The 25,531-nt window shown below is 68.2% G+C and carries 25 protein-coding genes and 1 pseudogene; 7 read left to right on the forward strand and 19 right to left on the reverse strand.

Annotation, left to right across the window (positions count from 1 at the left end; translation table 11 throughout):
* The 3 genes and pseudogenes from ACZYY4_RS20555 to ACZYY4_RS20565 all read right to left on the reverse strand — a co-directional run.
* A pseudogene (locus ACZYY4_RS20555) lies at positions 1 to 75 on the reverse strand (WXG100 family type VII secretion target); the annotation flags it as partial.
* 78 nt (positions 76 to 153) lie between these two features.
* Positions 154 to 1,362: a PPE family protein gene (locus ACZYY4_RS20560; protein ID WP_463811901.1), complete on the reverse strand. Its 1,209-nt coding sequence runs from the start codon at positions 1,360 to 1,362 to the stop codon at positions 154 to 156.
* Between the two features lie 14 nt (positions 1,363 to 1,376).
* Positions 1,377 to 1,676 (reverse strand): PE family protein, encoded by a 300-nt coding sequence (locus ACZYY4_RS20565; RefSeq protein WP_463811902.1) that lies wholly within the window; start codon positions 1,674 to 1,676, stop codon positions 1,377 to 1,379.
* A 466-nt stretch (positions 1,677 to 2,142) separates the two neighbouring features.
* Here ACZYY4_RS20565 and ypfJ point away from each other — a divergent pair, with 466 nt between their 5' ends.
* The gene (gene ypfJ, locus ACZYY4_RS20570; protein WP_463811903.1) at positions 2,143 to 3,018 is read left to right on the forward strand and encodes a KPN_02809 family neutral zinc metallopeptidase; all 876 of its coding nucleotides are present in this window, start codon (positions 2,143 to 2,145) and stop codon (positions 3,016 to 3,018) included.
* 3 nt (positions 3,019 to 3,021) lie between these two features.
* On the opposite strand, the gene ACZYY4_RS20575 is transcribed toward ypfJ, so the two are convergent.
* Entirely contained in the window at positions 3,022 to 3,894 is an 873-nt protein-coding gene (locus ACZYY4_RS20575) for a dihydrodipicolinate synthase family protein (RefSeq protein ID WP_463811904.1), read from the reverse strand.
* A gap of 14 nt (positions 3,895 to 3,908) precedes the next feature.
* Positions 3,909 to 4,703 (reverse strand): aldolase, encoded by a 795-nt coding sequence (locus ACZYY4_RS20580; protein WP_463811905.1) that lies wholly within the window; start codon positions 4,701 to 4,703, stop codon positions 3,909 to 3,911.
* A 76-nt stretch (positions 4,704 to 4,779) separates the two neighbouring features.
* On the opposite strand from ACZYY4_RS20580, the gene ACZYY4_RS20585 reads away from it, so the two are divergent.
* Positions 4,780 to 5,313, forward strand: coding sequence for a helix-turn-helix domain-containing protein (locus ACZYY4_RS20585; protein WP_463811906.1), 534 nt, complete (start codon positions 4,780 to 4,782; stop codon positions 5,311 to 5,313).
* On the forward strand, positions 5,310 to 5,651 hold the full coding sequence (locus ACZYY4_RS20590; protein WP_463811907.1) for a gamma-glutamylcyclotransferase family protein: 342 nt from the start codon (positions 5,310 to 5,312) through the stop codon (positions 5,649 to 5,651). The genes ACZYY4_RS20585 and ACZYY4_RS20590 overlap by 4 nt, the downstream gene beginning before the upstream one ends.
* A 7-nt stretch (positions 5,652 to 5,658) precedes the next feature.
* Here ACZYY4_RS20590 and ACZYY4_RS20595 read toward each other — a convergent pair whose 3' ends face one another.
* From ACZYY4_RS20595 to ACZYY4_RS20605, 3 genes are all read right to left on the reverse strand, one after another.
* On the reverse strand, positions 5,659 to 6,165 hold the full coding sequence (locus ACZYY4_RS20595) for a hypothetical protein (protein ID WP_463811908.1): 507 nt from the start codon (positions 6,163 to 6,165) through the stop codon (positions 5,659 to 5,661).
* A 72-nt stretch (positions 6,166 to 6,237) separates the two neighbouring features.
* On the reverse strand, positions 6,238 to 7,539 hold the full coding sequence (gene hisS / locus ACZYY4_RS20600; RefSeq protein WP_463811909.1) for a histidine--tRNA ligase: 1,302 nt from the start codon (positions 7,537 to 7,539) through the stop codon (positions 6,238 to 6,240).
* Positions 7,536 to 8,213, reverse strand: a complete 678-nt coding sequence (locus ACZYY4_RS20605; protein WP_463811910.1) for an MBL fold metallo-hydrolase — start codon at positions 8,211 to 8,213, stop codon at positions 7,536 to 7,538. Before ACZYY4_RS20605 ends, hisS begins: the two co-directional genes overlap by 4 nt.
* Positions 8,214 to 8,323: 110 nt before the next feature.
* On the opposite strand from ACZYY4_RS20605, the gene ACZYY4_RS20610 reads away from it, so the two are divergent.
* Positions 8,324 to 9,208, forward strand: a complete 885-nt coding sequence (locus ACZYY4_RS20610) for a peptidylprolyl isomerase (protein ID WP_463811911.1) — start codon at positions 8,324 to 8,326, stop codon at positions 9,206 to 9,208.
* A 121-nt stretch (positions 9,209 to 9,329) separates the two neighbouring features.
* Positions 9,330 to 10,919 (forward strand): FMN-binding glutamate synthase family protein, encoded by a 1,590-nt coding sequence (locus tag ACZYY4_RS20615; RefSeq protein ID WP_463811912.1) that lies wholly within the window; start codon positions 9,330 to 9,332, stop codon positions 10,917 to 10,919.
* Between the two features lie 93 nt (positions 10,920 to 11,012).
* Here ACZYY4_RS20615 and ACZYY4_RS20620 read toward each other — a convergent pair whose 3' ends face one another.
* The 6 genes from ACZYY4_RS20620 to yajC form a co-directional block, all read right to left on the reverse strand.
* Positions 11,013 to 13,337, reverse strand: coding sequence for a RelA/SpoT family protein (locus ACZYY4_RS20620; RefSeq protein WP_463811981.1), 2,325 nt, complete (start codon positions 13,335 to 13,337; stop codon positions 11,013 to 11,015).
* Between the two features lie 111 nt (positions 13,338 to 13,448).
* Entirely contained in the window at positions 13,449 to 13,994 is a 546-nt protein-coding gene (locus ACZYY4_RS20625; RefSeq protein WP_463811913.1) for an adenine phosphoribosyltransferase, read from the reverse strand.
* A gap of 17 nt (positions 13,995 to 14,011) precedes the next feature.
* Positions 14,012 to 15,670 (reverse strand): ABC transporter substrate-binding protein, encoded by a 1,659-nt coding sequence (locus ACZYY4_RS20630; protein WP_463811914.1) that lies wholly within the window; start codon positions 15,668 to 15,670, stop codon positions 14,012 to 14,014.
* A 5-nt stretch (positions 15,671 to 15,675) separates the two neighbouring features.
* Positions 15,676 to 16,998: a protein translocase subunit SecF gene (gene secF / locus ACZYY4_RS20635; RefSeq protein WP_463811915.1), complete on the reverse strand. Its 1,323-nt coding sequence runs from the start codon at positions 16,996 to 16,998 to the stop codon at positions 15,676 to 15,678.
* Positions 16,999 to 17,002: 4 nt separating this feature from the next.
* Entirely contained in the window at positions 17,003 to 19,075 is a 2,073-nt protein-coding gene (secD, locus tag ACZYY4_RS20640) for a protein translocase subunit SecD (protein WP_463811916.1), read from the reverse strand.
* A 204-nt stretch (positions 19,076 to 19,279) separates the two neighbouring features.
* Positions 19,280 to 19,588, reverse strand: coding sequence for a preprotein translocase subunit YajC (gene yajC / locus ACZYY4_RS20645; protein ID WP_463811917.1), 309 nt, complete (start codon positions 19,586 to 19,588; stop codon positions 19,280 to 19,282).
* Between the two features lie 178 nt (positions 19,589 to 19,766).
* On the opposite strand from yajC, the gene ACZYY4_RS20650 reads away from it, so the two are divergent.
* Both ACZYY4_RS20650 and gabT read left to right on the forward strand, forming a co-directional pair.
* Complete coding sequence (locus ACZYY4_RS20650; protein ID WP_463811918.1) at positions 19,767 to 20,087, forward strand: hypothetical protein; 321 nt, start codon at positions 19,767 to 19,769, stop codon at positions 20,085 to 20,087.
* A 41-nt stretch (positions 20,088 to 20,128) separates the two neighbouring features.
* Positions 20,129 to 21,475 carry a 4-aminobutyrate--2-oxoglutarate transaminase gene (gene gabT / locus ACZYY4_RS20655; protein WP_463811919.1) on the forward strand — a complete coding sequence of 449 codons (1,347 nt, stop codon included), beginning with the start codon at positions 20,129 to 20,131 and terminating at the stop codon, positions 21,473 to 21,475.
* An 8-nt stretch (positions 21,476 to 21,483) separates the two neighbouring features.
* Here gabT and ruvB read toward each other — a convergent pair whose 3' ends face one another.
* The 5 genes from ruvB to ACZYY4_RS20680 all read right to left on the reverse strand — a co-directional run bounded on the left by ruvB (position 21,484) and on the right by ACZYY4_RS20680 (position 25,381).
* On the reverse strand, positions 21,484 to 22,551 hold the full coding sequence (gene ruvB / locus ACZYY4_RS20660; RefSeq protein WP_463811920.1) for a Holliday junction branch migration DNA helicase RuvB: 1,068 nt from the start codon (positions 22,549 to 22,551) through the stop codon (positions 21,484 to 21,486).
* Positions 22,548 to 23,147, reverse strand: coding sequence for a Holliday junction branch migration protein RuvA (ruvA, locus tag ACZYY4_RS20665; protein WP_463811921.1), 600 nt, complete (start codon positions 23,145 to 23,147; stop codon positions 22,548 to 22,550). The genes ruvB and ruvA overlap by 4 nt, the downstream gene beginning before the upstream one ends.
* Positions 23,144 to 23,701 carry a crossover junction endodeoxyribonuclease RuvC gene (gene ruvC / locus ACZYY4_RS20670; RefSeq protein ID WP_463811922.1) on the reverse strand — a complete coding sequence of 186 codons (558 nt, stop codon included), beginning with the start codon at positions 23,699 to 23,701 and terminating at the stop codon, positions 23,144 to 23,146. The genes ruvA and ruvC overlap by 4 nt, the downstream gene beginning before the upstream one ends.
* 102 nt (positions 23,702 to 23,803) lie before the next feature.
* Complete coding sequence (locus tag ACZYY4_RS20675) at positions 23,804 to 24,613, reverse strand: sulfotransferase family protein (protein WP_463811923.1); 810 nt, start codon at positions 24,611 to 24,613, stop codon at positions 23,804 to 23,806.
* Between the two features lie 12 nt (positions 24,614 to 24,625).
* Entirely contained in the window at positions 24,626 to 25,381 is a 756-nt protein-coding gene (locus ACZYY4_RS20680; protein WP_463811924.1) for a YebC/PmpR family DNA-binding transcriptional regulator, read from the reverse strand.
* Positions 25,382 to 25,531 lie beyond the last annotated feature (150 nt).

Raw genomic sequence — 25,531 nt, forward strand, 5'->3', positions numbered from 1 at the left:
CGTCTGCGCGTGCACATCGAAACGACCCGCCATCGAACGCATCGCGTCCGGATCGGTCATAAAGCGTGTTGCCATGAAATTCTCCTTCTTGCTCGGAATTCGTTGTGGTGCCGGGCGGCCGCCCAGCGGACACGTATGTTCAGGCCCCTTCCGTTACCCGCCGGCCGGCGAACGGGGCATAACTTTGGGGGCCTTGGCGGCGACCGCGCCGAGACCTCGTCCGGCCATCGCGCCCATCATCGCGTTGCCGAACGGGCCACCCGGCAGTCCCGAGGACCCCGACATGGTCTGAATGGGGGCACTGACCGTGGTCGACGGCAGCACCGGGGCGGCGCGAACCATACCGTCGGCGGCCATCGACCAGGCTTGCGGCACCTTGAGCGCGCCCATCGAGGCGGCTTGGCCGAGCTTGGCGGAGATGGCGTTGGTCGCCGAGCTGAAGTGGCCGGCCAGCACGCCGACGGCGCCTTGCAGCTTGTCGTTGACGAAGTCGCCGATCTGCGTCATCAGGGTGCCGGTGCCGTTCGCGGCGGTGCCGGCGGTCTGGCCGGCCAGCGAGGATCCCATCGACCCCATCCGGGCCATCTGCATCAGCAGCGACGGCAATATCCTCGCCGCCATCATGGCCGGCGAGCTCAGTGTGTTGATGGGCGACACCAGGGAGCTGATCGGGGTGGCGAGCAGTGTCGAATCGGTGATGCCGGCATCGCCCAGCCCCATCGAGTTCAAGATCCCACCGACGGTCGAGAGGTCGTAGCCCGGGTTGGGGGTGGGAGGAACGCCGGTGCCCGGTTGCGGAGCTCCGCTGCTTCCGTCAGCCGGACCGGCTTGCGTCGCCTGAGCAGAGTTCGGCGGTGGCGACTGCGTCGTCATCAGGTTGTTGTTGGCCTGGGCCGACCCGTTGTAGGTGTCCATCGCGACGCCGTCGGTGGCCCACATCGCCTCGTACTGCGCCTCGGTCGCCGCGATCGCGGTGGAGTTCTGCCCGAAGAAGTTGGTCGAGATCAACGCCAGCAGCATCGCCCGGTTCGCCGCGATCACCGGCGGTGGCACCGAGCCGGAGCGTGCCGCCTCGAACAGCGCCGCCGCCTGGGTGGCCAAGGCCGCATTCTGGGTGGCGGTGGCGGACGCCTGCTGCAACCAGGCCACGTAGGGCGCCACCGAGGACGTCGCCGTCGCCGACCCGATCCCGGTCCAGGTCGAACCCAGGTTGGCGACCACCGAATGCGTCGCCGTCGCCGACGTCGACAGCTCGGCGGCCAGGTTGGTCCAGGCCGCCGCCGCCTCCAGCAGGGGCGCCGAACCCGGCCCGGTATATATCAAGCCGGAGTTGATCTCCGGCGGAAACACACTGAAGCTCATCGATACGCCCCGACTCAACCGGCCGCAGTGGCGTTGGCAGCCTCGGTGAGGGCGTAAGAACTCGCGTTACGGCCCAGGGTGGCCACGATCTGCTGGTGAACCGCCGCGGCCTGGGCGCTGACCTGCTGGAACAGTTGCGCGTGGGTCGAGAATTGGGCAGCCGTCATCGCGGATACCAAGTCGGCGGCAGGCGGTATCACACCGGTGGTGGGCGCCGCCGCGGCAGCCATGCCTGCGGTCATAGAGTCACCGATCCCCGACAGGCTGCCCGCAGCCGCCGTCAGGACCTCCGGCTGAGCGGTTACGAATGACATCTTTCCTCCTGGACCTGCAGCAATGTGGTGTTACGCGATCGAAGTCTGTGTCAGCAGTTGACGCACGTCACTCTAGCTGACCCCGTGTAATAACGGTCTGATAAAGCTTTGCCTGTCGATGTGATCGACAGCTCGCCCGAGCGTCACACTGAGACGCAACTAGACGCGCTGACGTGTTCACCGAGCAGACACCCTCTCCGGAGATAGCTGTGGGCGGCCGCGGTGGAGTGTTGTCCACTTGCAGCCGGATGCAGAACGTAACACCGGCATCACCACCCCGTACAGCACCGCGACAAACATTCAGTAAAGGTTTGGGAACTGGTCAGACAAGACTGGTTTCGGTTAATCAAGCGCTCGGATTTGTCGCGGTAAACCCGAGGTTCCGGCCCGTTCGGGTGTGTAAAGCTAATGTGGCCCGACGGCCGGCCGGCCACCGAAACCTACGGACGATCCCACGGAGCGTGCGATGACCTTCAACGAAGGTATGCAAATCGATACCAGCACCACCTCGTCCGGCGGCGGCGGCCGTGGGATAGCCATCGGCGGCGGGGTCGCCGGCCTGGTGATCATGGTGGTGGCGTTGCTGTTGGGGGCCGATCCCGGCGATGTGCTCAGCCAGCAGCCGGTGGATCGCGGGCAGTACACGGCGCCGGGTTTCGACCTCGAGAAATGCCGCACCGGCGAGGACGCCAATAAATACGTGCAGTGCCGGGTGGTGGCCACCGCCAATTCCGTCGACGCGGTGTGGTCGGACCTGATGCGCGGTTACACCCGCCCGCAGGTACAGCTGTTCAGCGGGCAGACCAGCACCGGGTGCGGGGCTGCCAGCAGCGCCGTCGGGCCGTTCTACTGCCCCACCGACCAGACCGCCTACTTCGACACCGACTTCTTCCAGGTGCTCGTCGACCAGTTCGGCTCCAGCAGCGGGCCGCTGGCGCAGGAGTATGTGGTGGCCCACGAGTTCGGCCACCACGTGCAGAACCTGCGCGGTGTGCTCGGCCGGGCCCAGCACGGCGCGCAGGGCGCGAGCGGCGCCGGGGTGCGCACCGAGTTGCAGGCCGACTGCTACGCCGGGGTGTGGGCGCATTACGCGGCGGTGACCAAGCAGAAGAGCACCGGGGTGCCGTTTCTGAAGCCACTGACTGATGACGACATCCGCGACGCGCTGTCTGCGGCGTCATCGGTGGGTGACGACCGCATCCAGCAGGCCGCCACCGGCCACGTCAACCCCGAGTCCTGGACCCACGGCGCCTCGGCGCAGCGTCAGCACTGGTTCACCGTCGGCTATCAGACCGGGGACCCCAACCAGTGCGACACCTTCGCTGCAGCTGATCTGGGTTAGTAGTCAGACGGCGAGTAGCCCGCGCAGTTCGGCGCGGCCGGCGTCGTCGAGCGGCAACAGTGGGCGCCGCGGTGCCCCGGCCGGCACTCCGAGCAACTCCAGGCCGGCCTTCACCGTGGTGGACAGTCCGCCCGCCACGATGAACTCCAGTAGCGGCTTCAGGTCGTCGTAGAGTGCCTGCGCCCTATCGAGCTCGCCTGCGGTGACCGCGGCGTAGAGGTCCAGACACGGTTGCGCACGCAGGTTGGGGGCCGCTGTGCACCAGCCGGCGGCCCCGGCCCGCAGCGCGTCGAGGACCAGCGGGTTGCTGCCGTTGAAGAACGGCAGGCGCCCGTCGGACAGCTTGGCGATTCGCAGCATCCGGGTCAGATCCCCGGTGGACTCCTTGACCATGGTGACGTGCTCGATGTTCTCGAACATGTCCACCAGGAGCTCGGGGCTCATGTCCACTCCGGAGGTGGCCGGGTTGTTGTAGGCGACGATGTCGATGTCGACGGCGTCGGACACGGCCGCGTAGTGGGTGGTGATCTCCCGCTCGGACAGCTTCCAGTACGACACCGGCGCGACCATCACCGCGTCGGCGCCGGCCTGCGCGGCGTAACGGGCTCGGCGGACCGTCGTCGCAGTGGTCAGGTCCGATATCCCGACCAGCACGGGCAGCCGCCCGGCGACCGCCGCGACCGAGGCGTCGACGACCTCGTCGAACTCACCTTCGCTGAGGTAGGCGAGCTCACCGGTGCTGCCCAACGGGGCTATGGCATGCACCCCTGCCTCGATGAGGCGGTCGATGACGGTGGTCAATACCGCGGTGTCGACACCGCCGTCGCTGAAGGGGGTTATCGGATAGCCGATGATGCCGTGCAATTGTGCTGCCACGAAATGTTCCTTACTCATCGGGTGATCGCGTCGGGGTGGCCGGCCAGCGCCCGACGGACGTAGTAGGCGAAATTCGCCGCGCTGCGGTTGGGCAGCAGCGTCCAGTCATGGGCTTCGCGGGCCAGGCCCTCCGGCAGTTCCTTGATGGTCCCGGCGGCCATGGCGGTCAGCTGCAGCGCGGCGGCGCGTTCGATCAGCACCGCCAGGGAGCACGCCTCCTCCACGCTGGCACCGGCCACGATCTGACCGTGATGCGCCAGCAGGATCGCCTTCTTGTCGCCGATGGCCTGCGAGATGAGCTCGCCCTCCTCGTTGCCGACCGGTACTCCAGGCCACAGCGGCAGGAACGCACAGTCGTCATAGAGCGGCGTGGTGTCCATGTGCGAGACGACCAGCGGGGTCTCCAGCATCGACAGGGCGGCAACGTGGAACGGGTGGGTGTGCACGATGCATTGCACGTCCGGGCGTGCCCGGTAGATCCAGCTGTGGAATCGATTGGCGGGGTTGGCCATTGCCGTGGCGTCCGGGCCGTCTAGGACGTTCAGGTCTTCGTCCACGAGCAGCAGGTTGTCTTGCGTGATCTCGTCGAAGCCCAGGCCCAGCCGCTGGGTGTAGTAGGTCCCGGGCTGCTCGGCGCGAGCGGTGATTTGGCCGGCCAGACCCGAATCGTGGCCGCGGTCGGAGAGCACCCGGCAGGTCAGAGCCACTTTCTGGCGGGTGGACCACTGGGGTTGCGCGAAGTTCTCCGCGAACTGGCGCTCTGCACGCTGCATAAGATCGGGTTTGGAATCGTCGAACGTGGTGCCCATGGCAACTCCTCGGGTTGATGACACCACCCTATGCGATAGGACACCTTGTGTCATTGGCCTGTGTCATCATGGCCTCATGACGGCACTGCTGCGCACCGTCCGCAAACAGCGGGGGCTCACCCTCGAAGGCCTCGCCGAGGCAACCGGGCTGACCAAGAGCTACCTGTCCAAGATCGAACGCAGCCGCAGTACACCGTCCATCGCCACGGCCATCAAGGTAGCCCAGGCCCTGGATGTCGATGTGGCGCAACTGTTCTCCGAACGCGCCGATGAAGACAAGATCGCTGTCGACCGGGCCGCCGACCGCAGCGCAGATCGACAGCGTTACCGGGCGGTGGCGTCGGGAATGCTGGGAAAGTCGATGTCCCCGTTCGTGGTACGGCCCCCCGGGCGCACCCCGCACGACACCCATCCGCTGCACAGTGGCCAGGAATTCATTTTCGTCCACGCCGGCACGGTGGAGCTGGAGTACGGCGATGAGACCTGGACCCTGGCGGCCGGCGACAGCGCCTACTTCGATGCCTCGATCAGTCACCGTATCCGCACCGTGGGCAGCGGGCCGGCCGAGGTCGTGGTGGTGGCTGCCGAGGAAACCGGCACCGCGCGGTGAGCACCGAGCTGCTGTTCTCCTACGGCACGCTGCGGCTACCCGAGGTGCAACGCAGCACCTTCGGGCGCGAAATCGACGGCAGTCCCGACGCGATCATCGGCTATGACCTCGACTACGTCACGATCACCGACCCGCAGGTGGTGGCCGTCAGCGGCAGTGACCGCCATCCGATCCTGCGGCGTTCGGATCTCCACGACGCAGCTGTCCCCGGCACAGTGTTCGCGATCAGCGCCGCCGAGCTGGCCGCCGCCGACGCCTATGAAGTCGACACCTACCGGCGGATTTCGGTGCCGCTGCGCTCCGGTGCGTGGGCGTGGGTATACGTGTTCGCCGACTGAGCTGCGGTCACCAGGCCCGGGTCGAACAGGTCACGCCGCTGCCGCCCTGCTGGGACACCACCACCTGGCCGTCGACGGCGATCTCGCAGTGGAACTCGGGGTTGATCCTCAGGCCCCCGCTGGCGGTCACCAGCGCCCACTGGCCCGGGTCGGCCAGCATGGCGGTGTAGACCAGCGGCTGTCCCCCACCGATGGGCACCCGCACGGTCTCCAGGTAGTCCGAGGAGTTGGCGTTGTAGGCCGCCATGCTCGGCGGGTCGGTCTTGATATAGGAGATGTTGCCGGTCAGGTCGCTGGTGGCGGTGATGGTGTAGGTGACCTCGTGTCCGGCGGTCGGGCTCTTCGTCGGGGAGGTTTCGGCCGAAGGCTCGGGCGCACTCTCGGTCGGAGATGGCGCCGGGGATTCTGCCGAAGACTCCGGGTCCGCCAGCGACGTCGCCTGGCTGGCCAGCAGTCCGGCCGTCGCCAGCAGCACCGTCCCGAACCTGACTGTCGCATTCCGCATGGTCGTCATACCGCGTCACGGTACCGGAGCGGCACCACCGGACGGTCTGCCGCGCATCGCGCTACATCCGCGAGATTGCACTCACGCAGGCGTTTCGCCGGTTTTTCCGGCCTGGTTGCAATCTCGCTGCACTCGGCCCAGGACCTCGGCCACCACGCCGTCGATCGGCACCTCGACTTGCTCCCCGGTGGCCAGGCTCTTGACGCCGATGGTGCCGGCCTCCAGGTCGCGATCACCGGCAACCAGCGCTACCGCGGCTCCCGAGCGGTCGGCGGCGCGCATCGCTCCCTTGAGGCCACGATCCCCGTACGCCAGGTCGACGCGCACCCCGGCGGCCCGCAACTCCCCCGCCAGCACCGCCAATCGCAGCTTGGCCGCCTCGGACAGACCCACCCCGAACACGTCGCATCGGGTGGTCGCCCCCACCGCCTTGCCCTCGGCGGACAACGCCAAAAGGGTGCGGTCCACGCCGAGTCCGAAGCCGATCCCGGACAGGTCCTGTCCCCCCAGCTGACTCATCAGCCCGTCGTAGCGGCCGCCGCCGCCGATGCCCGACTGCGCGCCCAGTCCGTCGTGCACGAATTCGAAGGTGGTCTTGGTGTAGTAGTCCAGGCCGCGCACCATGCGCGGGTTGACCACATAGGCCACCCCGAGTGCGTCCAGGTGTGCCAGCACGGTTTGAAAGTGCGTCCGGGCCGCATCGGAGAGGTGATCGAGCATCAGCGGAGCCGCCGCGGTCATCTCCCGCACCTGCGGGCGTTTGTCGTCGAGCACCCGCAGCGGGTTGATCTGCGCGCGCTGGCGAGTCTCCTCGTCGAGATCGAGGCCGAACAGAAACTGCTGCAACAGTTCTCGATACGCCGGCCGGCAGGTGTCGTCACCCAGCGAGGTGATCTCCAGCCGGAATCCGTCCAGACCCAGCGACCGGAAGCCGGCGTCGGCGACGGCGATCACTTCAGCGTCCAGCGCCGGATCGTCGACACCGATCGCCTCCACCCCGACCTGCTGCAACTGCCGGTACCGGCCGGCCTGCGGACGCTCGTAGCGGAAGAACGGCCCCGAGTAGCAGAGCTTGACCGGCAGCTGGCCGCGGTCCAGCCCGTGCTCGATCACCGCGCGCACCACCCCCGCGGTGCCCTCGGGCCGCAGCGTCACCGAGCGATCCCCGCGATCGGCGAAGGTGTACATCTCTTTGGACACCACGTCGGTGGACTCCCCCACGCCGCGAGCGAACAGCGCGGTGTCCTCGAAGATCGGCAGCTCGACGTCGCCGTAGCCGGCGCGGCGGGCGGCGGTCAACAACCCGTCACGCACCGCCACGAAAGACGCCGAGGCCGGCGGGAAGTAGTCGGGCACCCCCTTGGGTGCGGCGAAGGTGCTCACGCGCTCAACCCTTCCAAAAACGGGTTACCGCGCCGTTCGGCGCCGATGGTGGTCTTGGGTCCGTGGCCGGGCAGCACCACGGTCGTGTCGTGCAGGCTCAACAGCTTGTCGACGATCGAGGTCATCAGCTCGCGGCCGCTGCCACCGGGCAGGTCGGTGCGGCCGACCGAGTTCTGGAACAGGGTGTCACCGCTGAACACCACCTCGGCGGCGTCACCTTCGACCCGGAAGATCACCGAACCGCGGGTGTGCCCCGGGGTGTGGTCGACTGTGACGGTGGTGTCGCCCAGGCCGATCTTGTCCCCGTCGCGGTCCAGTTCGAACAGCTGCTTGGGCTCGGAGAACATCACCTTGCTCAGTGCGCCGAAGAGCGCCTGGCCCGGCAGGGTGCCAAGCGATCGCAGCGGGTCGGTGAGCATGAAGCGGTCCTCGGGATGGATGTAGGTAGGGCAGCCATAGGTGTCGGAGACCTTCTGCGCAGACCAGATGTGGTCGATATGGCCGTGGGTGAGCAGCACCGCGGACGGCGTCAGCCGATTCTCGTCGAGGACGTGGCGCAGCCGGGCCATCGCGCGCTGCCCGGGGTCGACGACGATCGCGTCGGCGCCTTGCCGCTGGGCCAGGACATAGCAGTTGCACGCCAACATCCCGGCGGGGAATCCGGTGACCAACACGTCGACCAGTTTCCCATTGCGCGCCCTCCCGGCGTGGACGCGGGCGGTGCTGGCAGACTTTGGCAGACTGTAGACCCGATTCACCAGCGAGCCAGGGAGGTAACCCGGCGGTGTCCACGAACTCAGAACGACGCGAAAACGCCAAGCGCAATCTGGACCAACAGGTGGAGCAGCGCGCCCTGGCAGCCCGCAAGCAGCGCCGCATACTGATGATCGCCGGCGCGGTGGTGGCCGCGCTGTTGGTAGTCGGTGTGGTGACCGTGGTGCTGCGCGGCGACGGCGATTCGGGCAACGTCAATGCCTCCTCGTCATCGGAGGCCTCCGATGCGGCTGGGGATTCCGGGGTATCACCCGGCGAGCCCGGGCAGCTGCCGATGTTCACCGCGTCGCCGAGCCTGGGCGCCGACTGCCAGTACCCCAAGGCGCGGCCGGCCAGCAAGCCGGTCGACCCGCCGCGGTCCGGCAAGGTTCCGACCGAGCCGGCCGAGGTGAGCGTGTCGATGCTGACCGACCAGGGCCCCATCGGGCTGATGCTCAACAACGGCCAATCCCCCTGCACCGTCAACAGTTTCATCAGCCTGGGTGCCAAGGACTTCTTCAAAGACACCCAGTGCCACCGGCTGACCACCTCGCCGATGCTGGGCGTGCTGCAGTGCGGCGATCCGGCCGGCGACGGCACCGGCGGCCCGGGGTATGAGTTCGCCAACGAGTACCCCACCGACCAGTACGCGCCGAACGACCCGGCTGCCAAGCAACCGGTGAGCTACCCGCGCGGCACCCTGGCGATGGCCAATGCCGGCCCCGGCACCAACGGCAGCCAGTTCTTCCTGGTGTACCAGGACTCGATGCTGCCGCCGCAGTACACGGTGTTCGGCACGATCCAGAAGGACGGGTTGGACACGCTGGACAAGATCGCCGAGGCCGGTGTCAGGGGCGGCGGCCAGGACGGCCCGCCGGCGACGAAGGTGACCATCAAGTCGGTACGCGCCGACTAGCGGATAGCACTCTCGGCACGAACTGGGGGGATCTGCCGCTTGCGGGGAAGCGTGCTCCCGGTCCGACACGCCGTGTCTGGACCGGGTTTACGCACGCTCGCGGATGTGTAGAGGGAGAAAGATGTACCGATTCGCGGCAGTCGCCATCGCCGGTGTCATCGCCGCAATCGCTGCTGCCGCAGCGGTTTCGGTGTCGGCGGTGTGGTGGTGGCTGGCGGTGCCGGCCGGGCTGCTGGCCGCTCTGGGCACCTACGACCTGACCCAGCGTCGGCACACGATCCTGCGCAACTATCCGGTAGTGGGCCACCTGCGGTATCTGTTGGAGGCGCTGCGGCCCGAGTTGCAGCAATACTTCATCGAACGCAACTTCGACGGCCGTCCATTCGACCGCGATCGCCGTACGACCATCTACGAACGCGCGAAGGGCGTGCACAGCGAGCAGGCCTACGGCACCGAACGCGACATCGACGAGGTCGGCTACGAGTACCTGGCGCAATCGGTCGCCCCGGTACCGGTGCCCGAGACCCCACCACGGGTTCTTGTGGGCGGGCCCGACTGCAAACAGCCGTATTCCATGGCGCTGCTCAATGTTTCGGCGATGAGCTTCGGGGCGCTGTCGAGCAACGCCATCCTGGCTTTGAACAAGGGTGCCGCACTGGGCGGCTTCGCCCACGACACCGGCGAGGGCGGCCTGACCCCGTATCACACCGAGCACAGCGGCGACCTGGTCTGGGAGATCGGCTCGGGATACTTCGGAACCCGCACCACCGACGGCCGCTTCGACCCGGCGCAATTCGCCGACAAGGCCGCACACCCGGCCGTCAAATGCGTGTCGCTGAAACTGAGTCAGGGTGCCAAACCCGGGCTGGGCGGCGTACTGCCGGCGGCCAAGGTCAGCGAGGAGATCGCCCGCTACCGTGGTGTTCCCGCACACCAGAAGTGCATCAGTCCGGCTGCCCATTCGGTGTTCTCCACGCCGCGCGAGCTGATCCGGTTCATCGCGCAGATGCGGGAACTGGCCGGTGGTAAGCCCACCGGGTTCAAGCTGTGCGTCGGCACCCGCACCGACGTGCTGGCGATCTGCAAGGCGATGGTCGACGAGGGCACCGCACCGGATTTCATCATCGTCGACGGCGCCGAAGGCGGCACAGCGGCCGCACCATTGGAATACGAGGACCACGTCGGGATGCCGCTGACCGACGGATTGATGACGGTCCACAACGTGCTGGTCGGAATGGGGTTGCGCGACAAGGTCAAACTGGGCGCCAGCGGCAAGGTCGCCGGCGCTACCGATGTCGTCAAACGGTTGATCCAGGGCGCGGACTACACAAACTCGGCCCGCGCGATGATGATGGCGGTCGGCTGCATTCAGGCGCAGCGCTGCCACACCAACACCTGTCCCACCGGGGTGGCCACCCAGGATCCCCGCCGGGCACGCGCGCTCAACGTCGCCGACAAGAGTGTGCGGGTGCAGCGCTACCAGGCCGCGACGGTCCATCAGGCGATGCAGATGATCGGCTCGCTGGGCGCCGTCGGCCCCGGGCAGCTCGGCCCGGAGATGCTGCGCAAGCGGGTTTCGCCGTCGATCGTGCGCAGCTACGCCGAGATCTACGAATGGCTCCGGCCCGGCCAGCTGCTGTACGAGCGCCCCGCGTCCTGGGAATCCGACTGGGCGGCGGCCGGTCCCGACAGCTTCCGGACCGTCGGTTAGCCGCTTACCGGCCGACGACCGTGCGTGAATCCGGTCTCGTCACGGAGTGTCGGGGCGGGGACACGCACGTTCGCGCAAAAAGTAGCGCAAAAATCAGGCAGCGGACGTGATCCGGTAGACGTCGTAGACGCCCTCGACGTTGCGGACCACGTTGAGCAGGTACCCGAGGTGCTTCGGGTCACCCATCTCGAAGGTGAACCGGCTGATCGCCACCCGGTCCCGCGACGTGGTGACCGATGCCGACAAGATGTTGACCTTCTCGTCGGCGAGCACCTTGGTCACATCCGAGAGCAGCCGGTGCCGGTCGAGCGCCTCGACCTGAATGGCCACCAGGAACACCGACGACGGCGACGGCGCCCACTTGACCTCGATGATCCGCTCGGCCTGGTCGCGCAGCGAGTCGGCGTTGGTGCAGTCGGTGCGGTGCACCGACACCCCGCCGCCGCGGGTGACGAAGCCCATGATCTCGTCGCCGGGCACCGGGGTGCAGCACTTGGCCAGCTTGGTCAGCACACCGGTCGCGCCGGGCACCGCGACACCGACATCGTCGGTGTGCCGCTCGCGGCGCGGGGCGGTCAGCGAGGTGGATCGCTCGGCCAGGTCCTCCTCCGCCTGGTCCACCCCACCGAGCTGCGCCACCAGCCGCTGCACGACGTGGTGCGCCGAGATGTGGTTCTCGCCGACCGCGGTGTAGAGGCCGGACACGTCGCTGTAGTGCAGTTCGCGGGCCACCGCGGCCATCGACTCGCCGTTGACCAGCCGCTGCAACGGCAGACCCACCCGGCGCACCTCGCGGGCGATCGCATCCTTGCCGGATTCCAGCGCCTCCTCGCGGCGCTCCTTGGCGAACCACTGCCGGATCTTGGCCTTGGCCCGCGGCGACACCACGAACTGCTGCCAGTCCCGTGACGGCCCGGCGTTCTGGGCCTTGGAGGTGAAAACCTCGACTACTTCCCCGTTTTCCAACTTGCGTTCCAGCGCCACCAGCCGGCCGTTGACGCGGGCGCCGATGCAGCGGTGGCCGACTTCGGTGTGCACGGCGTAGGCGAAGTCGACCGGGGTCGAGCCGTTCGGCAGCGTGATCACGTCGCCCTTGGGCGTGAAGACGAAGATCTCCTTGACGGCCAGGTCGTAGCGCAGCGACTCCAGGAATTCGCCTGGGTCGGCGGCCTCCCGCTGCCAGTCCAGCAACTGGCGCATCCAGGCCATGTCGTCGATCTCGGTGGCGGCGTTCGGATGCGGAACACCGTTGCGGCCCTTGGCTTCCTTGTAGCGCCAGTGCGCGGCGATGCCGTATTCGGCGGTGCGGTGCATCTCGCGGGTGCGGATCTGGATCTCCAGGGGCTTGCCCTCCGGACCGATCACCGTGGTGTGCAGGGACTGGTAGACGCCGTAGCGCGGCTGGGCGATGTAGTCCTTGAAGCGGCCCGCCATCGGCTGCCACAGCGAGTGCACCACGCCTACCGCCGCATAGCAGTCCCGGATTTCATCGCACAGGATCCGCAAGCCCACCAGGTCATAGATGTCGTCGAAGTCGCGGCCCCGCACGATCATCTTCTGATAGATCGACCAATAGTGCTTCGGGCGGCCCTCGACGGTCGCGGCGATCTTGGACTTCCCCAGCGTGTTGACGATCTCGGTGCGCACCTTGGCCAGATAGGTGTCCCGCGAGGGTGCCCGGTCGGCCACCAGCCGGACGATCTCCTCGTAGCGCTTCGGGTGCAGGATCGCGAACGACAGATCCTCCAGCTCCCACTTGACGGTAGCCATACCCAGCCGATGCGCCAGTGGCGCAATGACTTCCAGCGTTTCGCGGGCTTTACGGGCCTGCTTCTCCGGCGGCAGGAAGCGGATGGTGCGCATGTTGTGCAGCCGGTCCGCGACCTTGATCACCAGCACTCGAGGGTCACGCGCCATCGCGATGACCATCTTGCGGATCGTCTCCGCTTCGGCCGCGGTGCCCAGCACCACCTTGTCCAACTTGGTCACCCCGTCGACGAGGTGGGCGACCTCGTCGCCGAACTCACCGGTGAGCGCCTCCACCGTGTAGCCGGTGTCTTCGACGGTGTCGTGCAACACCGCGGCCACCAGCGTCGTGGTGTCCATCCCCAGCTCCGCCAGGATGGTGGCGACCGCCACCGGATGAGTGATGTAGGGGTCCCCCGAGTGCCGCAACTGGGTGGCGTGCCGCTGGTCGGCGACCTCGTAGGCGCGTTGCAGCAACGCCAGGTTCGCCTTCGGGTAGAACTGTCGGTGCACCGCGACGAGCGGCTCCAGCACCGGGCTCAGCGCGCCGCGCTGGGCGGTGATCCGGCGGGCGATCCGGGCCCGAACTCGCCGGGAGGCGCTGGTGGGCACCTTGAGCAGATCGGTGCGCTCGGTCGGCGAGTCCTGGGCAGGCGCCTGGAAGACCACCACCGGCTGGGCGCCCTCGGCGTCACGCCGGTCCTGGACCGACCCTTCGTCGAAGCCCTCTGCTGAGCCTTGTTCCGAGCCCACTCCCTGCACCTCCGCCCCCGAGAATATCGGCTAAATCAGACGCAGGCTCGTGAGCTGCAACGGCGCCACCGCGGCGCGCCCGCCCATCTCGGCCAACTCCAGCACCACCGCGGCCGCGACGACCTCGGCCCCGGCGCGCCGTAACAACCGCTGCGTGGCCGCCAGGGTACCGCCGGTGGCAAGAACGTCGTCGACGATCAATACCCGCCGGCCGGCCAACTCGATTCCGTCGGCCGGGATTTCCAGCACCGCACTACCGTATTCGAGCTGATAGGCCTCCGACAGCACCGGCGGAGGCAGCTTGCCGCCTTTGCGCACGGCCAGCGCACCCAGCCCGAGTCGGTCGGCGACCGCCCCGGCCAGCAGAAATCCTCGCGCGTCGATGCCGGCCACCAGGTCGACCCCGGCAGCGATGCGGGCCAGCGCGTCGGTGACCGCGGCCAGCCCGGCGGCGTCGGCGAACACCGGCGTCAGGTCCTTGAACGCAATTCCGGGAGCGGGAAAGTCGGCCACCTCGCGGGTCAACGACGCGATGATCTCGGCGACAGCACCGTCGGGCCGTCCGGCCGGTTTCACTGTTGCCTCACCCTCCGTCACCCCTCTAAGGCCCAACGGTCCATGTTCCAGCCGGCGCCCCAACGGGTGGGATTGGCGGCGACGCCGTAAGTCTTCTTCGACGACAGCAGGGTGCGTTGCTGACGGTAGAGCGGCAGGGTCGGCAGGTCGGCCCACAGCACCGGCGCGCTCTCCGCCAGCAGCCGAACCAGCTCTGCCGGATCGGCGGTGACCGCCAGCGCGGAGATGATGCCGTCGATCTGGTCGTTGTGGTAGCCGGACAGATTGTTGCCGTTGCCGCTGAACAGCTCGTAGGCGTCCATCACCGACGACCCGGTCGAGCCGCTGCCGGTGGACCCGCCGGTGCTCGCCAGCAGCACGTCGAGCTGCCCGTCCCGCAGCGCTTGGGGCCCGATGCCGTCGGATGCCACCTCGGTGACGGTGATACCGGCCGGCGCGCAGGAGGCGCTGATCGCGCCGATCACCGCGGCCAGCCGGGTGTTGGGACCGCGGTAGCCGATCCGCACCGTCAGGGGCTTTCCGGCCAGCATGTCGCGGGCGGCGTTCGGGTCGGCGTGCGCGAACTGCTCGGCCTCGGGCACGTTCTCGGCCTGGTCGAACGCGTCGTCGATGGCGGTGTTCAGCCGGGAGTTGACCATCGGCACGCCCGCGTCGTGGGCGATGACGTCACGCGGGGTGCACAGCGCCACCGCCCGGCGGGCCGGAATCTCCGACAGCGGCCCGGCCGGGGCGAAGATCAGCTGCTCGATACCGCCCGAGGGGGTGTCGCTGCTCTGATAATCGTCCGGGGTGATCAGGGATCCGGCGGAGCCGGTCGCCACGTCGACGACCTCCACGACGCGCTTGTTGACCCGGTCGGCGACGTCGGCGCCCTGCGGCCACACCGTGACCCGTTTGGTGACCGGCTTGGCGCCCCACCAGAGGTCGTTGGCGACCAGCACGACGGCGCCCCCGTCGAGCACCGAGTCGATCTTGTAGGGACCCGACGACGGAAAGTGCCGCAGGTCCGCACTGTGGTCGAGCTGCCAGGTGGTGTTCCAGGCCTGGGCGATCTTCGTCACCACCTCCTCGGCCGGTGCGACCTCGCCCAGCAGCACCTCGGTGATGTTCAGGCCGAGCTTGTCGTTGAGGATGTGCGACGGCATCATCGACGTCGCGGTGAACAGCTCCTCGTAATCGACGATGTTGCGGTCGGGGAAGAACGACACCCTGGCCTTCTTCGCACCGGGCTGGCATTCGATGTGCTCGATATCGAGATAGCCGGCTCGGCTGGCGGCGTCGAAGCCGCCGAACCGCCCGGATTGAGCCGCCCACGCCAGCACCAGGTCATCGCAGGTGATGGGCTTGCCGTCGGAATAGACCGCCGCCTCGGCGATCTGGTAGTCCAGCACCAGCGGGGCGCGGCCCACCACCGAGATGCTGCCGAAGTCGTGGTCGGTGAGGATCTGCCCTTCCGGCCCGTGGTAGCCGAAGCCGGTCAGGGTCCGGGAGAACGCCTGCGGCCCCGCCGAGGCAGCGCCGGCCACCGAGGTGGTGTTGTAGGTGCTCAGGCCGCCGTCGACGGCGTAGTCGATCTGATCGACGGAAGGGCCGGTGCACGCCGACACCGACCAAGCGCCCACCGCGGTGGCGACCGCCACCACCCACGCCGCCGCTTGCCGCCAGCGGGCCGCCATCGGCGTTACCGTCCGGTGTCCGACTTGCCGGTCGGACGCTGGGTGCGCCGGCTGGTGGGGCGTGCCGGCTTGGCGCCCGGCGTCGGACCGGCCGGCGTCGCAGCGGTGCTCGCTGCCGCGGTCGTCTCGACCTCGTCGATCTCGTCGTCCTCGGTGGTGTCAGCTGTGTCATCGGCCGGTGCGGCTTTCGAACCGGAGGCGACTGTGCGTCGCCGCATCACCCGGCGGTTGTGATTGCGCACCAACTCGGTGCGTTCCCGCAGGCTGACCAGCAGCGGCGTGGCCAGATAAATCGACGAATAGGTGCCGACGACGACCCCGACCAACTGCACCAGCGCGAGGTCCTGGAGTGTCCCCACCCCCAGCAGCCACACCGCCACCACCATCAGCGACATGATCGGCAACGCCGAGATCAGGCTGGTGTTGATCGACCGCATGAAGGTCTGGTTGACCGCCAGGTTGGCCTCTTCGGCGAAGGTGCGCCGGGTTTTGTGCTCGAAGCCATGGGTGTTCTCTTCCACCTTGTCGAACACGATGACGGTGTCGTAGATGGAGAACCCGAGGATGGTCAACAGCCCGATCACGGTGGCCGGGGTGACTTCGAACCCGACCAACGAATACACGCCCGCGGTGACGGCGACGTCGAAGACCATCGAGATCATCGCCGCGAGCGTCATGTACCACTCGTAACGCACGGTGATGTAGAGCGAAGCCAACAGCAGGAACACCACCAGCGCGATCACGGCCTTCTGGGTGATCTGCCCGCCCCAGGTCTCCGACACCGCCGAGTCGCTGATCGCCTGCTTGCTGGGCTGCCCGTCGGGTGCGACGGGCTGGAACTCGTCGAACAGGGCGTCGCGCAGCTTCTCGGTTTCCTCGTTGGTGAGCGTCTCGGCGCGGATCTGCACGGTCGCCGACGTGCCGTTGCCGACCACGACCACCGATTCGGGGCTTCTGCCGACGGAGTCGCGGAACACCTGTTCGACCTGGGTGATCGACGTGTCGCCGCGCGGGAACGACACTTTGGTGCCGCCGGCGAAGTCGATGCCGAAGGTGAAGCCGCGGATCAGGATGCTCAAGATGGCGATCGCGACCATCGCGCCGCTGATCGCGTACCACATCCGCCGCTTGCCGATGACCTCGAACGCGCCGGTACCGGTGTAGAGCCGCGACAGGAAGCCGTGCTGCGGCGGTCGTGGAGTGCCGGCGACTTTGCGGGCCGTCTCCTCGACCGCGGTGCCGGTCTCGGTGAGTTCGACTGCGCCGGCGTCGCTTTTCGCGGACTTCGTCGCGCGCTTCGCGCCGCCACTGGTGCTCGGTTTGGCCATCTGGCTATCCCTGTCCCGTCGACTGGGCGCTCACCCGTGCGCCCGTTTTGGCTCCGGATCTGCCACCCGTTCGGCCGCCCGATTTCGCCACCGCCCGCCGCTCGCGTGCGACCTGCTGCACCGCACCGAGGCCGTTGTAGCTCGGCTTGGCCAGCGTCGGCGACTTGGAAGCCAGATACACCAGCGGCCAGGTCACCAGGAACACCACCACCAGGTCGAGGATGGTGGTCAGCCCCAGCGTGAAGGCGAAGCCCTTCACCTGCCCGACAGCCAGGAAGTAGAGCACCGCCGCGGCCAGGAAGGTCACCGCGTTACCGGACACGATCGTCTTGCGCGCCCGCGTCCACCCGCGCGGCACCGCGGAGCGGAACGAGCGACCTTCCCGGATCTCGTCCTTGATGCGCTCGAAGAACACCACGAACGAGTCGGCGGTGGTGCCGATACCGATGATCAGACCGGCGATGCCGGCAAGGTCGAGCGTGTAGTTGATATACCTGCCCAACAGCACCAGGATCGCGTAGACCATGGCGCCGGCGACCACCAGCGACAACGCGGTGAGCACGCCGAGCACCCGGTAGTAGAGCAGCGAGTAGACCAGCACCAGCACCAAGCCGATCGCGCCGGCGATCAGTCCCGCCCGCAGCGACGTCATTCCCAGTGTGGCCGAAACGGTTTCGGCTTCCGAGGACTCGAACGACAGCGGCAGCGACCCGTATTTCAGCACGTTGGCCAGTTGTCGCGAGGCGTCCTGAGTGAATCCCGGTGAACCGCCGGTGATCTGGGTGCGACCGCCCGGGATGGCCTCCTGGATCTGCGGCGCGCTGACCACCTGCGAGTCCAGCGTGAACGCGGTCTGGGTGCCGATGTGGGCCGCGGTGTAGTCGGCCCAGATGTCAGCCGCAGCGCTCTTGAACTGAACCTGCACGATGTTGGCGCCGCTGCGCTGGTCCATTCCCGAGCTGGCGTCGGCGATCTGGTCGCCGCTGATGATCGACGGGGCCAACAGATACGCAGTCTGGTGGTCCTGGGAACAGGTCACCAGCGGCAGGTCCGGGTCGTCGTTGCCGGCCAGGATGTCTTCCTTGTCGCACCGGCTGGCCTGGATCTGCAGGGCCAGCGCTTGCACCACCTTGTTGTCGCTCTGCCGCAGCCGCTTCTCGGCGGCGATGCGGGCCGCCAGGCCCTGCGGCTGCCCAGGCTGACCGGGCAGGCCGGGGATGGGGGGCATACCCGGCAGCTGCGCACCGGGATTCGGCACCTGGGCGGGCGCACCCGGCTGGGTGGTCTCCGAGGGGGCGCCCGGCACGGTGGTCTCGTCCTCCGACCCGGGGCTCTCCGAGGTGGTGCCCGGTGTCGGGGTCGGCTCCTGCGGGTAGGGCCGCGGCTGAGCCGGCGGCATCAGGGGTTGCTGCGGAAGCTCGCCGTTGCCGCCGAACGTGCCTGCACCGCCTGCCCCGTATCCACCCGGCAGACCCTGTTCGCCCGAACCGGCCTGGCCACCGGTGGCCGGCGAGCCGGGCAGGCCCGGGATGCTGGGGACTCCGCCCGGGACTCCACCCGGAACACCCGGGACTCCGCCGGGGAGACCGGGGACACCGCCGGGGATCCCACCCGGGACACCGGGAATTCCCGGCGGCCGTCCGGGCCCGCCGGGAAGGCCGGGCATCTGACCGCCGCCGGCCTGCTTGGCTTCTTCCACCGACACCCCGCTGACCACCGGCCGGATGTAGAGCCGGGCCGTCTGCCCGAGGGTGCGCGCTTCGTTGCCGTCGCTGCCCGGCACCGTGATGACCAGGTTGCTGCCGTCGATGATGACCTCGGAGCCGGACACCCCCAGACCGTTTACCCGCGCGCTGATGATCTGCTGCGCCTGGTTGAGTGCCTCGCGAGTCGGGGCGGAGCCGTCCGGTGTGCGGGCGGTGAGCGTCACGCGGGTGCCGCCCTGCAGGTCGATGCCCAGCTTGGGCTCGGCCACCTTGTTTCCGGTCAGAAACACCAGCAGGTAGACGCCGATGAGCATTGCCAGGAACACCGCCAGGTTGCGGGCAGGGTGCACCGGCGCCGAAGGCGATGCCACGTTGTTGAGTCTCCTTCGCTCATTGCACGATGCGCTCTCGCGATCGTCGGGGCTGGTCCGCGCTTGGTCCGCTCGCGACGATCAGTTCGACTGCACCCGCAAAAGGGTACGTGCCCGGCTGGCAGGCTCGGTCGTTGGGCGGGCGTTCCGCGCGTCGGGTGCGTCGGGGGCTAGTCCGATGGCGCCGACCCGCTGCGATCGCCGCTAGGCGTCTTCGGTGGCTTGTTCGACCGCGGCTTCGGCGGTGAAGTCCTCCGGCTCGATTTTGTCCCGGACTGCCAGCTTCATCCAGGTGGTCACCACGCCGGGCGAAATCTCCAGATCGACGGTGTCGTCGGTGATGCCGGTGATCGAGGCCTCCATCCCGGAGGTGGTGTGGACACGGTCGCCCACCTGCAGCGACTCGTGCAGGTCGATGGTGGCTTGCATCGCACGCTTCTGCCGCCGCGAGGCGAAGAACATGAAGGCGCCCATGACGACGAGCAGTGGCAGGAAGGCAACCATGTTGTTCATGACGAGAACCGATCTTTCGAATTGTTCGTACTAGATCTTCGGCACCGGATCAGGAGTGACGGGCCGCAGTGATGCCAACAGTCTGCCATTGTGTCGGGCGACTCCGAGTCGGGACTGCTGTTCGCCCCTTAGGCTGTGTGGGAAATCGGGGGTCAGGATTCTTGAGGAAGGTTGGCCGATGAGGAACTTCGCGTGTGGTCTGGCTACCGCCGTTGCGCTGGCGGCAGCTCCCCTGGCGGTCGGAGCGATCGCGATGCCCGCCGTCGGTTCGGCGGCGCCGCTGGACTGCCCGGGCGGTCAGTACTGGGAACCGAGCACCAACACCTGCATGCCTCTCGGCCAGGGGCCGACGCCGCTGGAGTGCGCGGGTGGCCAGTATTGGGAGCCGAGCACCAACACCTGCATGCCCCTGGGCCAGGGGCCGACGCCGCTGGACTGCCCGCCCGGTGAATGGTGGAACCCCTTCGGCAACGCCTGCCGGCCACTCGGCCAGGTCTGAACCGCGGCAAGGATTCCCAAGGACCGCAAAGGAGAGCGCCGATGTCTGTCCCGCCGCTGCCGCAGAGCCGTCACCTGGCCACCGAGATCCCAGGACCCGGCTCGGCGCGGCTGGCAGCCCGCCGCGCGGCGGCTGTCGCGCGCGGGGTGGCCAGCACGCTGCCGGTCTACGCGGCTCGCGCCGGCGGCGGCATCGTCGAGGATGTCGACGGCAACCGGCTGATCGATCTGGGTTCGGGCATCGCGGTGACGACCGTCGGCAACGCCGCGCCGCGCGTGGTGGACGGGGTGCGCGAGCAGGTCGGCCAATTCACCCACACCTGCTTCATGGTCACCCCGTACGAGGGGTATGTAGCCGTCGCCGAAGCCCTGAACCGGCTCACCCCGGGTGCCTTCGAGAAACGCTCACTGCTGCTCAACTCCGGCGCGGAGGCCCTGGAGAACGCCGTCAAAATCGCCCGGTCCTACACCCGGAAATCGGCGGTGGCGGCATTCGACCACGGCTACCACGGCCGAACCAACCTGACGATGGCGCTGACGGCCAAGTCGATGCCGTACAAGAGCGGGTTCGGGCCGTTCGCGCCCGACGTCTACCGGGCGCCGACGTCCTATCCCTACCGCGACGGCCTGATCGACAAGGAGCTGGGCAGCGACGGCGAGCGGGCGGCACAGCGCACCATCGGTGTTCTCGAGAGCCAGATCGGCGCCCACAACCTGGCCGCGCTGGTCATCGAGCCGATCCAGGGCGAGGGCGGGTTCATCGTCCCGGCGCCGGGTTTTCTGCCCGCGCTGCTGGCATGGTGCCGCGACAACGACGTGGTGTTCATCGCCGACGAGGTGCAGACCGGCTTCGCGCGCACCGGGGCGATGTTCGCCTGTGAACACGAACCCATCGAGCCCGATCTGATCTGTACCGCCAAGGGCATCGGCGGTGGTCTGCCGCTGTCAGCGGTCACCGGTCGCGCCGAGATCATGGACGCCCCCCAGGTCAGCGGCCTGGGCGGGACATTCGGTGGTAACCCGGTGGCGTGCGCGGCGGCACTGGGGGCGTTCGCGACCGTCGAGGCCGACGATCTGGTGGGGCGGGCCCGGTACATCGAGCGGGTGGTCTTCGAGCGACTGGGCCGACTGCAGGCCGACGACGACCGCATCGGCGACGTTCGCGGCCGCGGCGCCATGATCGCCGTGGAGCTGGTGCAGCCCGACGGCGCCGAACCGGACCCGGCCCTGACCAAAGCGCTGGCGTCGGCATGTCATCGGGCCGGCGTGATCGTGTTGACCTGCGGCACGTTCGGCAACGTGCTGCGGCTGCTGCCGCCATTGACCATCAGCGATGAGCTGCTGGCAGAGGGCCTCGACGTGTTGGCCGAGGAGCTGGCGAAGCTGTAGCCGACGATTCAGTCGGAGTCGAACAGCGCCGACTGCCCGAATCCGCCGGCCCCGGCGGGTGGAATCATGCCCAGGTGTGTCCAGGCCGCCGCGGTCGCGACCCGGCCCCGCGGAGTGCGGGCGACCATCCCGGCGCGCACCAGGAACGGCTCGCAGACCTCTTCAACGGTGGCCGCTTCCTCCCCCACCGCCACCGCCAGCGTGGACACCCCGACGGGGCCGCCGCCGAAACTGCGGGTCAACGCCGACAGCACCGCCCGGTCGAGGCGGTCCAGACCCAACTCGTCGACGTCGTAGACCGCCAGCGCGGCCTTGGCCACGTCGCGGGTGATCACCCCGTCGGCGCGCACCTCGGCGTAGTCGCGCACCCGGCGCAGCAGCCGGTTGGCGATCCGCGGGGTGCCGCGTGAGCGACGCGCAACCTCGGCGGCCGCTTCAGCCCCGAGCTCGATGCCCAGAATCGCCGCCGAACGCGCCAGCACCAGCTGCAGCTCGGCCGGCTCATAGAAATCCATGTGCGCGGTGAACCCGAACCGGTCGCGCAGCGGACCGGTCAGTGCACCGGAGCGGGTGGTCGCGCCGACCAGGGTGAACGGTGCCACTTCCAGCGGAATCGATGTCGCCCCAGGGCCTTTCCCGACGATGACATCGACCCGGAAGTCCTCCATCGCCAGGTACAACATCTCTTCGGCGGGCCGCGCGATGCGGTGGATCTCGTCGATGAACAGCACATCGTGCTCGACCAGATTCGACAGCATCGCCGCGAGATCTCCGGCACGTTCCAGCGCGGGCCCCGACGTGACCCGCAGGGAACTGCCCAGTTCGGTGGCGATGATCATCGCCAACGAGGTCTTGCCCAGGCCGGGCGGGCCGGACAGCAGGATGTGATCCGGTGTGCCGCCACGGTTCTTGGCGCCCTCGATCACCAACTGCAACTGTTCGCGTACCCGGGCCTGACCGATGAACTCGGCCAGGCTGCGCGGGCGCAGACCGGCGTCGATATCGCCCTCGCCGACGGTCAGCGCCGGCGACACCTCGCGGGCTTCGGTCTCGTCGCGGTCGTCGGGTTCGCTCATTTGGTCTTCCCCAGCCGGCTCAGCGCGGTCCGCAGGGCGTCAGACGTGCTGGCTTCAGGGGCCTCGGCCAGCACCTTGTCGATGGTCTCTTCAGCCTGCTTGGCGGCAAAGCCAAGCCCGACAAGGGCTTCGACCACCGGTGCGCGCACCGCGTGGCCATTCACGGCTGCACCGGAGACGCCGCCCTCCCCCGCCACCGGCCCGATCTTGTCGCGCAGTTCCAGCACCATGCGCTCCGCCCCGCGCTTACCGATCCCGGGCACCCGGGTCAGCGCGGTGACGTCGGAGTCGGCCAGCACCCGGCGCAGCGCGGTCGCGTCGTAGACCGCCAGGGCGGCCAGGGCGATCTTGGGCCCGATCCCCGACACCCCGATCAAGGTCAGAAACAGATCACGCGCGTCGGCGTCGGGAAAGCCGTACAGCGTCATCGAATCTTCCCGCACGATCATCGCGGTGATCAATCGGGATTCGCCGCCGCGGCGCAACGTCGACAGTGTCGCCGGTGTGGCCATCACCTTGTAGCCGACCCCGGCCGCCTCGACCACCACGTGATCGAGTGCGATGTCGATGACCTCACCGCGCACCGAGGAGATCATGCCCGGGCCGCCTTGAGCTTGGCGGCGTAGCGGCGGCGCTGTTCGGCCGCCAACGCCTCGGCGGCCGCCATCCGCGCGATCATCGGGGCGCGCCAGCAGTGGCAGATCGCCAGCGCCAGCGCGTCCGCCGCGTCGGCGGGTGTCGGCTTTTGCTGCAGCCCAAGGATTCTGGTGACCATAGCCGTCACCTGAGCTTTGTCGGCCGCGCCGTTGCCGGTCACCGCGGCCTTGACCTCGCTGGGCGTGTGGAAATGCACGTCGATGCCACGCCGGGCGGCCGCCACTGCGATCACCCCACCCGCCTGGGCGGTGCCCATCACAGTGGAGACATTCTGCTGGGAGAACACCCGCTCGACGGCGATGACATCGGGTCGGTGGGTGTCCAGCCAGTACTCGGCGGTGTCGCTGATCGTCAGCAGTCGCTGCGGCAGGGGCTGATCGGCCGGGGTGCGCACCACGTCGACGTCCAGGGCGGTGACCTGGCGCCCGGAGCCGCCCTCGACGACCGACAGCCCGCAGCGGGTCAGCCCGGGGTCGACACCCATCACCCGCACCGCACGCTCCCTACCGTAGTGAACACCTGTTCGAACAGTAGCGGTCGGGGCCGACGCTCCCCGGCAGGACACGCGGAGTCGCGGTCGCGGATCGCGCCGTCCTCACACCACCCGCAGGCCGGCGGGAATGCTCGCCGGGTCGCGCCAGAATGCGTCGCGGACGAACCGGCCGAACAGGTCCGGCGGCAGTACCGTGTCGCGCGGCTGCGCTCTGACCGCGCCGTGCACGGTGTGCAGCCCCGGCGTGCCGGCGCGTTCGTCGAAGTCGGTGACGTCGTAGTCGATGTTGTCGAAGCTGTGCTCGAACACCGGCTCGTCGATGAAGTCGTAGATGGCGCGCATCGTGCGCTCGGGGTCGGTGGTCAGCGACTCGTATTGCACCACCAGCAGCCGGTCCCGCTGCGCGCCGTAACAAGCCTGTTTGAGCATGTCGTAGGGCGCGCCGACCATTCCGTCTTGTCCCACCACGCCGTTTGCCCGGGTGTAGACGGTGCCGCCGGGGTTGAAACCGAAGATCGACGACGGGGTGAACACGTTGCGCTGGATCAATCGCTCGATGCTGTCGACCACCCACTGCAACTCGCGCACGCAGGCGATCATCTTCGCCTCGGGGAACAACCGCGAGACCGCCGGCATCCAGCCGCACCAGGCCCGGTTGGTATCGAAGATCACCTCGGCGGGGCAGTCGGCGTAGAAACTGTCGAACAGCCCGTGCAGGATCCGTTCCCGCTTCGTGTCGTCGATGAACACCGAGAACTCGTTGCGGGCGCTCATCTCGCCGAGCAGGGCGCCGAACAATCCGGCCAGCGGGCCCGACATCCCGGCCTCAAAGCGCGGGTTCTGCCGCAGCAGTGCGGCCAGCAGGGTCGAGCCCGACCGCGGCAGGCCAGAGATGAAATGAATCGCAGACACCGGCGCGGGTCGCTACTCGGCCTCGAGCGCGGCCAGCACCTCGTCGGACAGGTCGACGTTGGTCCACACGTTCTGAACGTCGTCGCTGTCCTCGAGGGCCTCGACCAGCTTGAACACCTTGCGGGCCGCATCGACGTCCACCGCGACGCTGACCGACGGCTGGAAGCCGGCCTCGGCCGAGTCGTAGTCGATGCCGGCGTCCACCAGCGCGGTGCGCACCGCCACCAGGTCACCCGGTTCCGAGATCACCTCGAAGCTCTCCCCCAGGTCGGTGACGTCTTCAGCGCCGGCCTCCAGCACCGCCACCAGCACGTCGTCCTCGGTCAGCCCGTTCTTCTCCAGGGTGACCGTCCCCTTGCGGCTGAAAAGGTAGGCGACCGAACCCGGGTCGGCCATGGTGCCGCCGTTGCGGGTCATCGCCACCCGCACCTCGCCGGCGGCGCGGTTGCGGTTGTCGGTCAGGCACTCGATGAGAACCGCAACACCGTTGGGCCCGTAGCCTTCGTAGGTGATGGTCTGGTAGTCCGCCCCGCCGGCTTCCTCACCGGCGCCGCGCTTGCGGGCCCGCTCGATGTTGTCGTTGGGCACCGAGTTCTTCTTCGCCTTCTGGATGGCGTCATACAGCGTCGGGTTACCCGACGGATCTCCGCCGCCGACCCGCGCCGCGACCTCGATGTTCTTGATCAACCGGGCGAAGTTCTTGCCGCGGCGGGCGTCGATGACGGCCTTCTTGTGCTTGGTGGTGGCCCATTTGGAATGGCCGCTCATAGCCGTCCTACCTCACTGTGGCTGGAGAAAAGGTCGCCCAGTGAGTCTACGGCCACGACGTCCGCGCTCCGGCACCGTGCACCTTGCTTGCGCCATCGGGTGTTTACTATGAGCCGGGTCACAATACCGTGGAGGGCAGCGATGCGCTCT

The sequence above is a fragment of the Mycobacterium sp. IDUB_21 genome, from assembly GCF_055419425.1.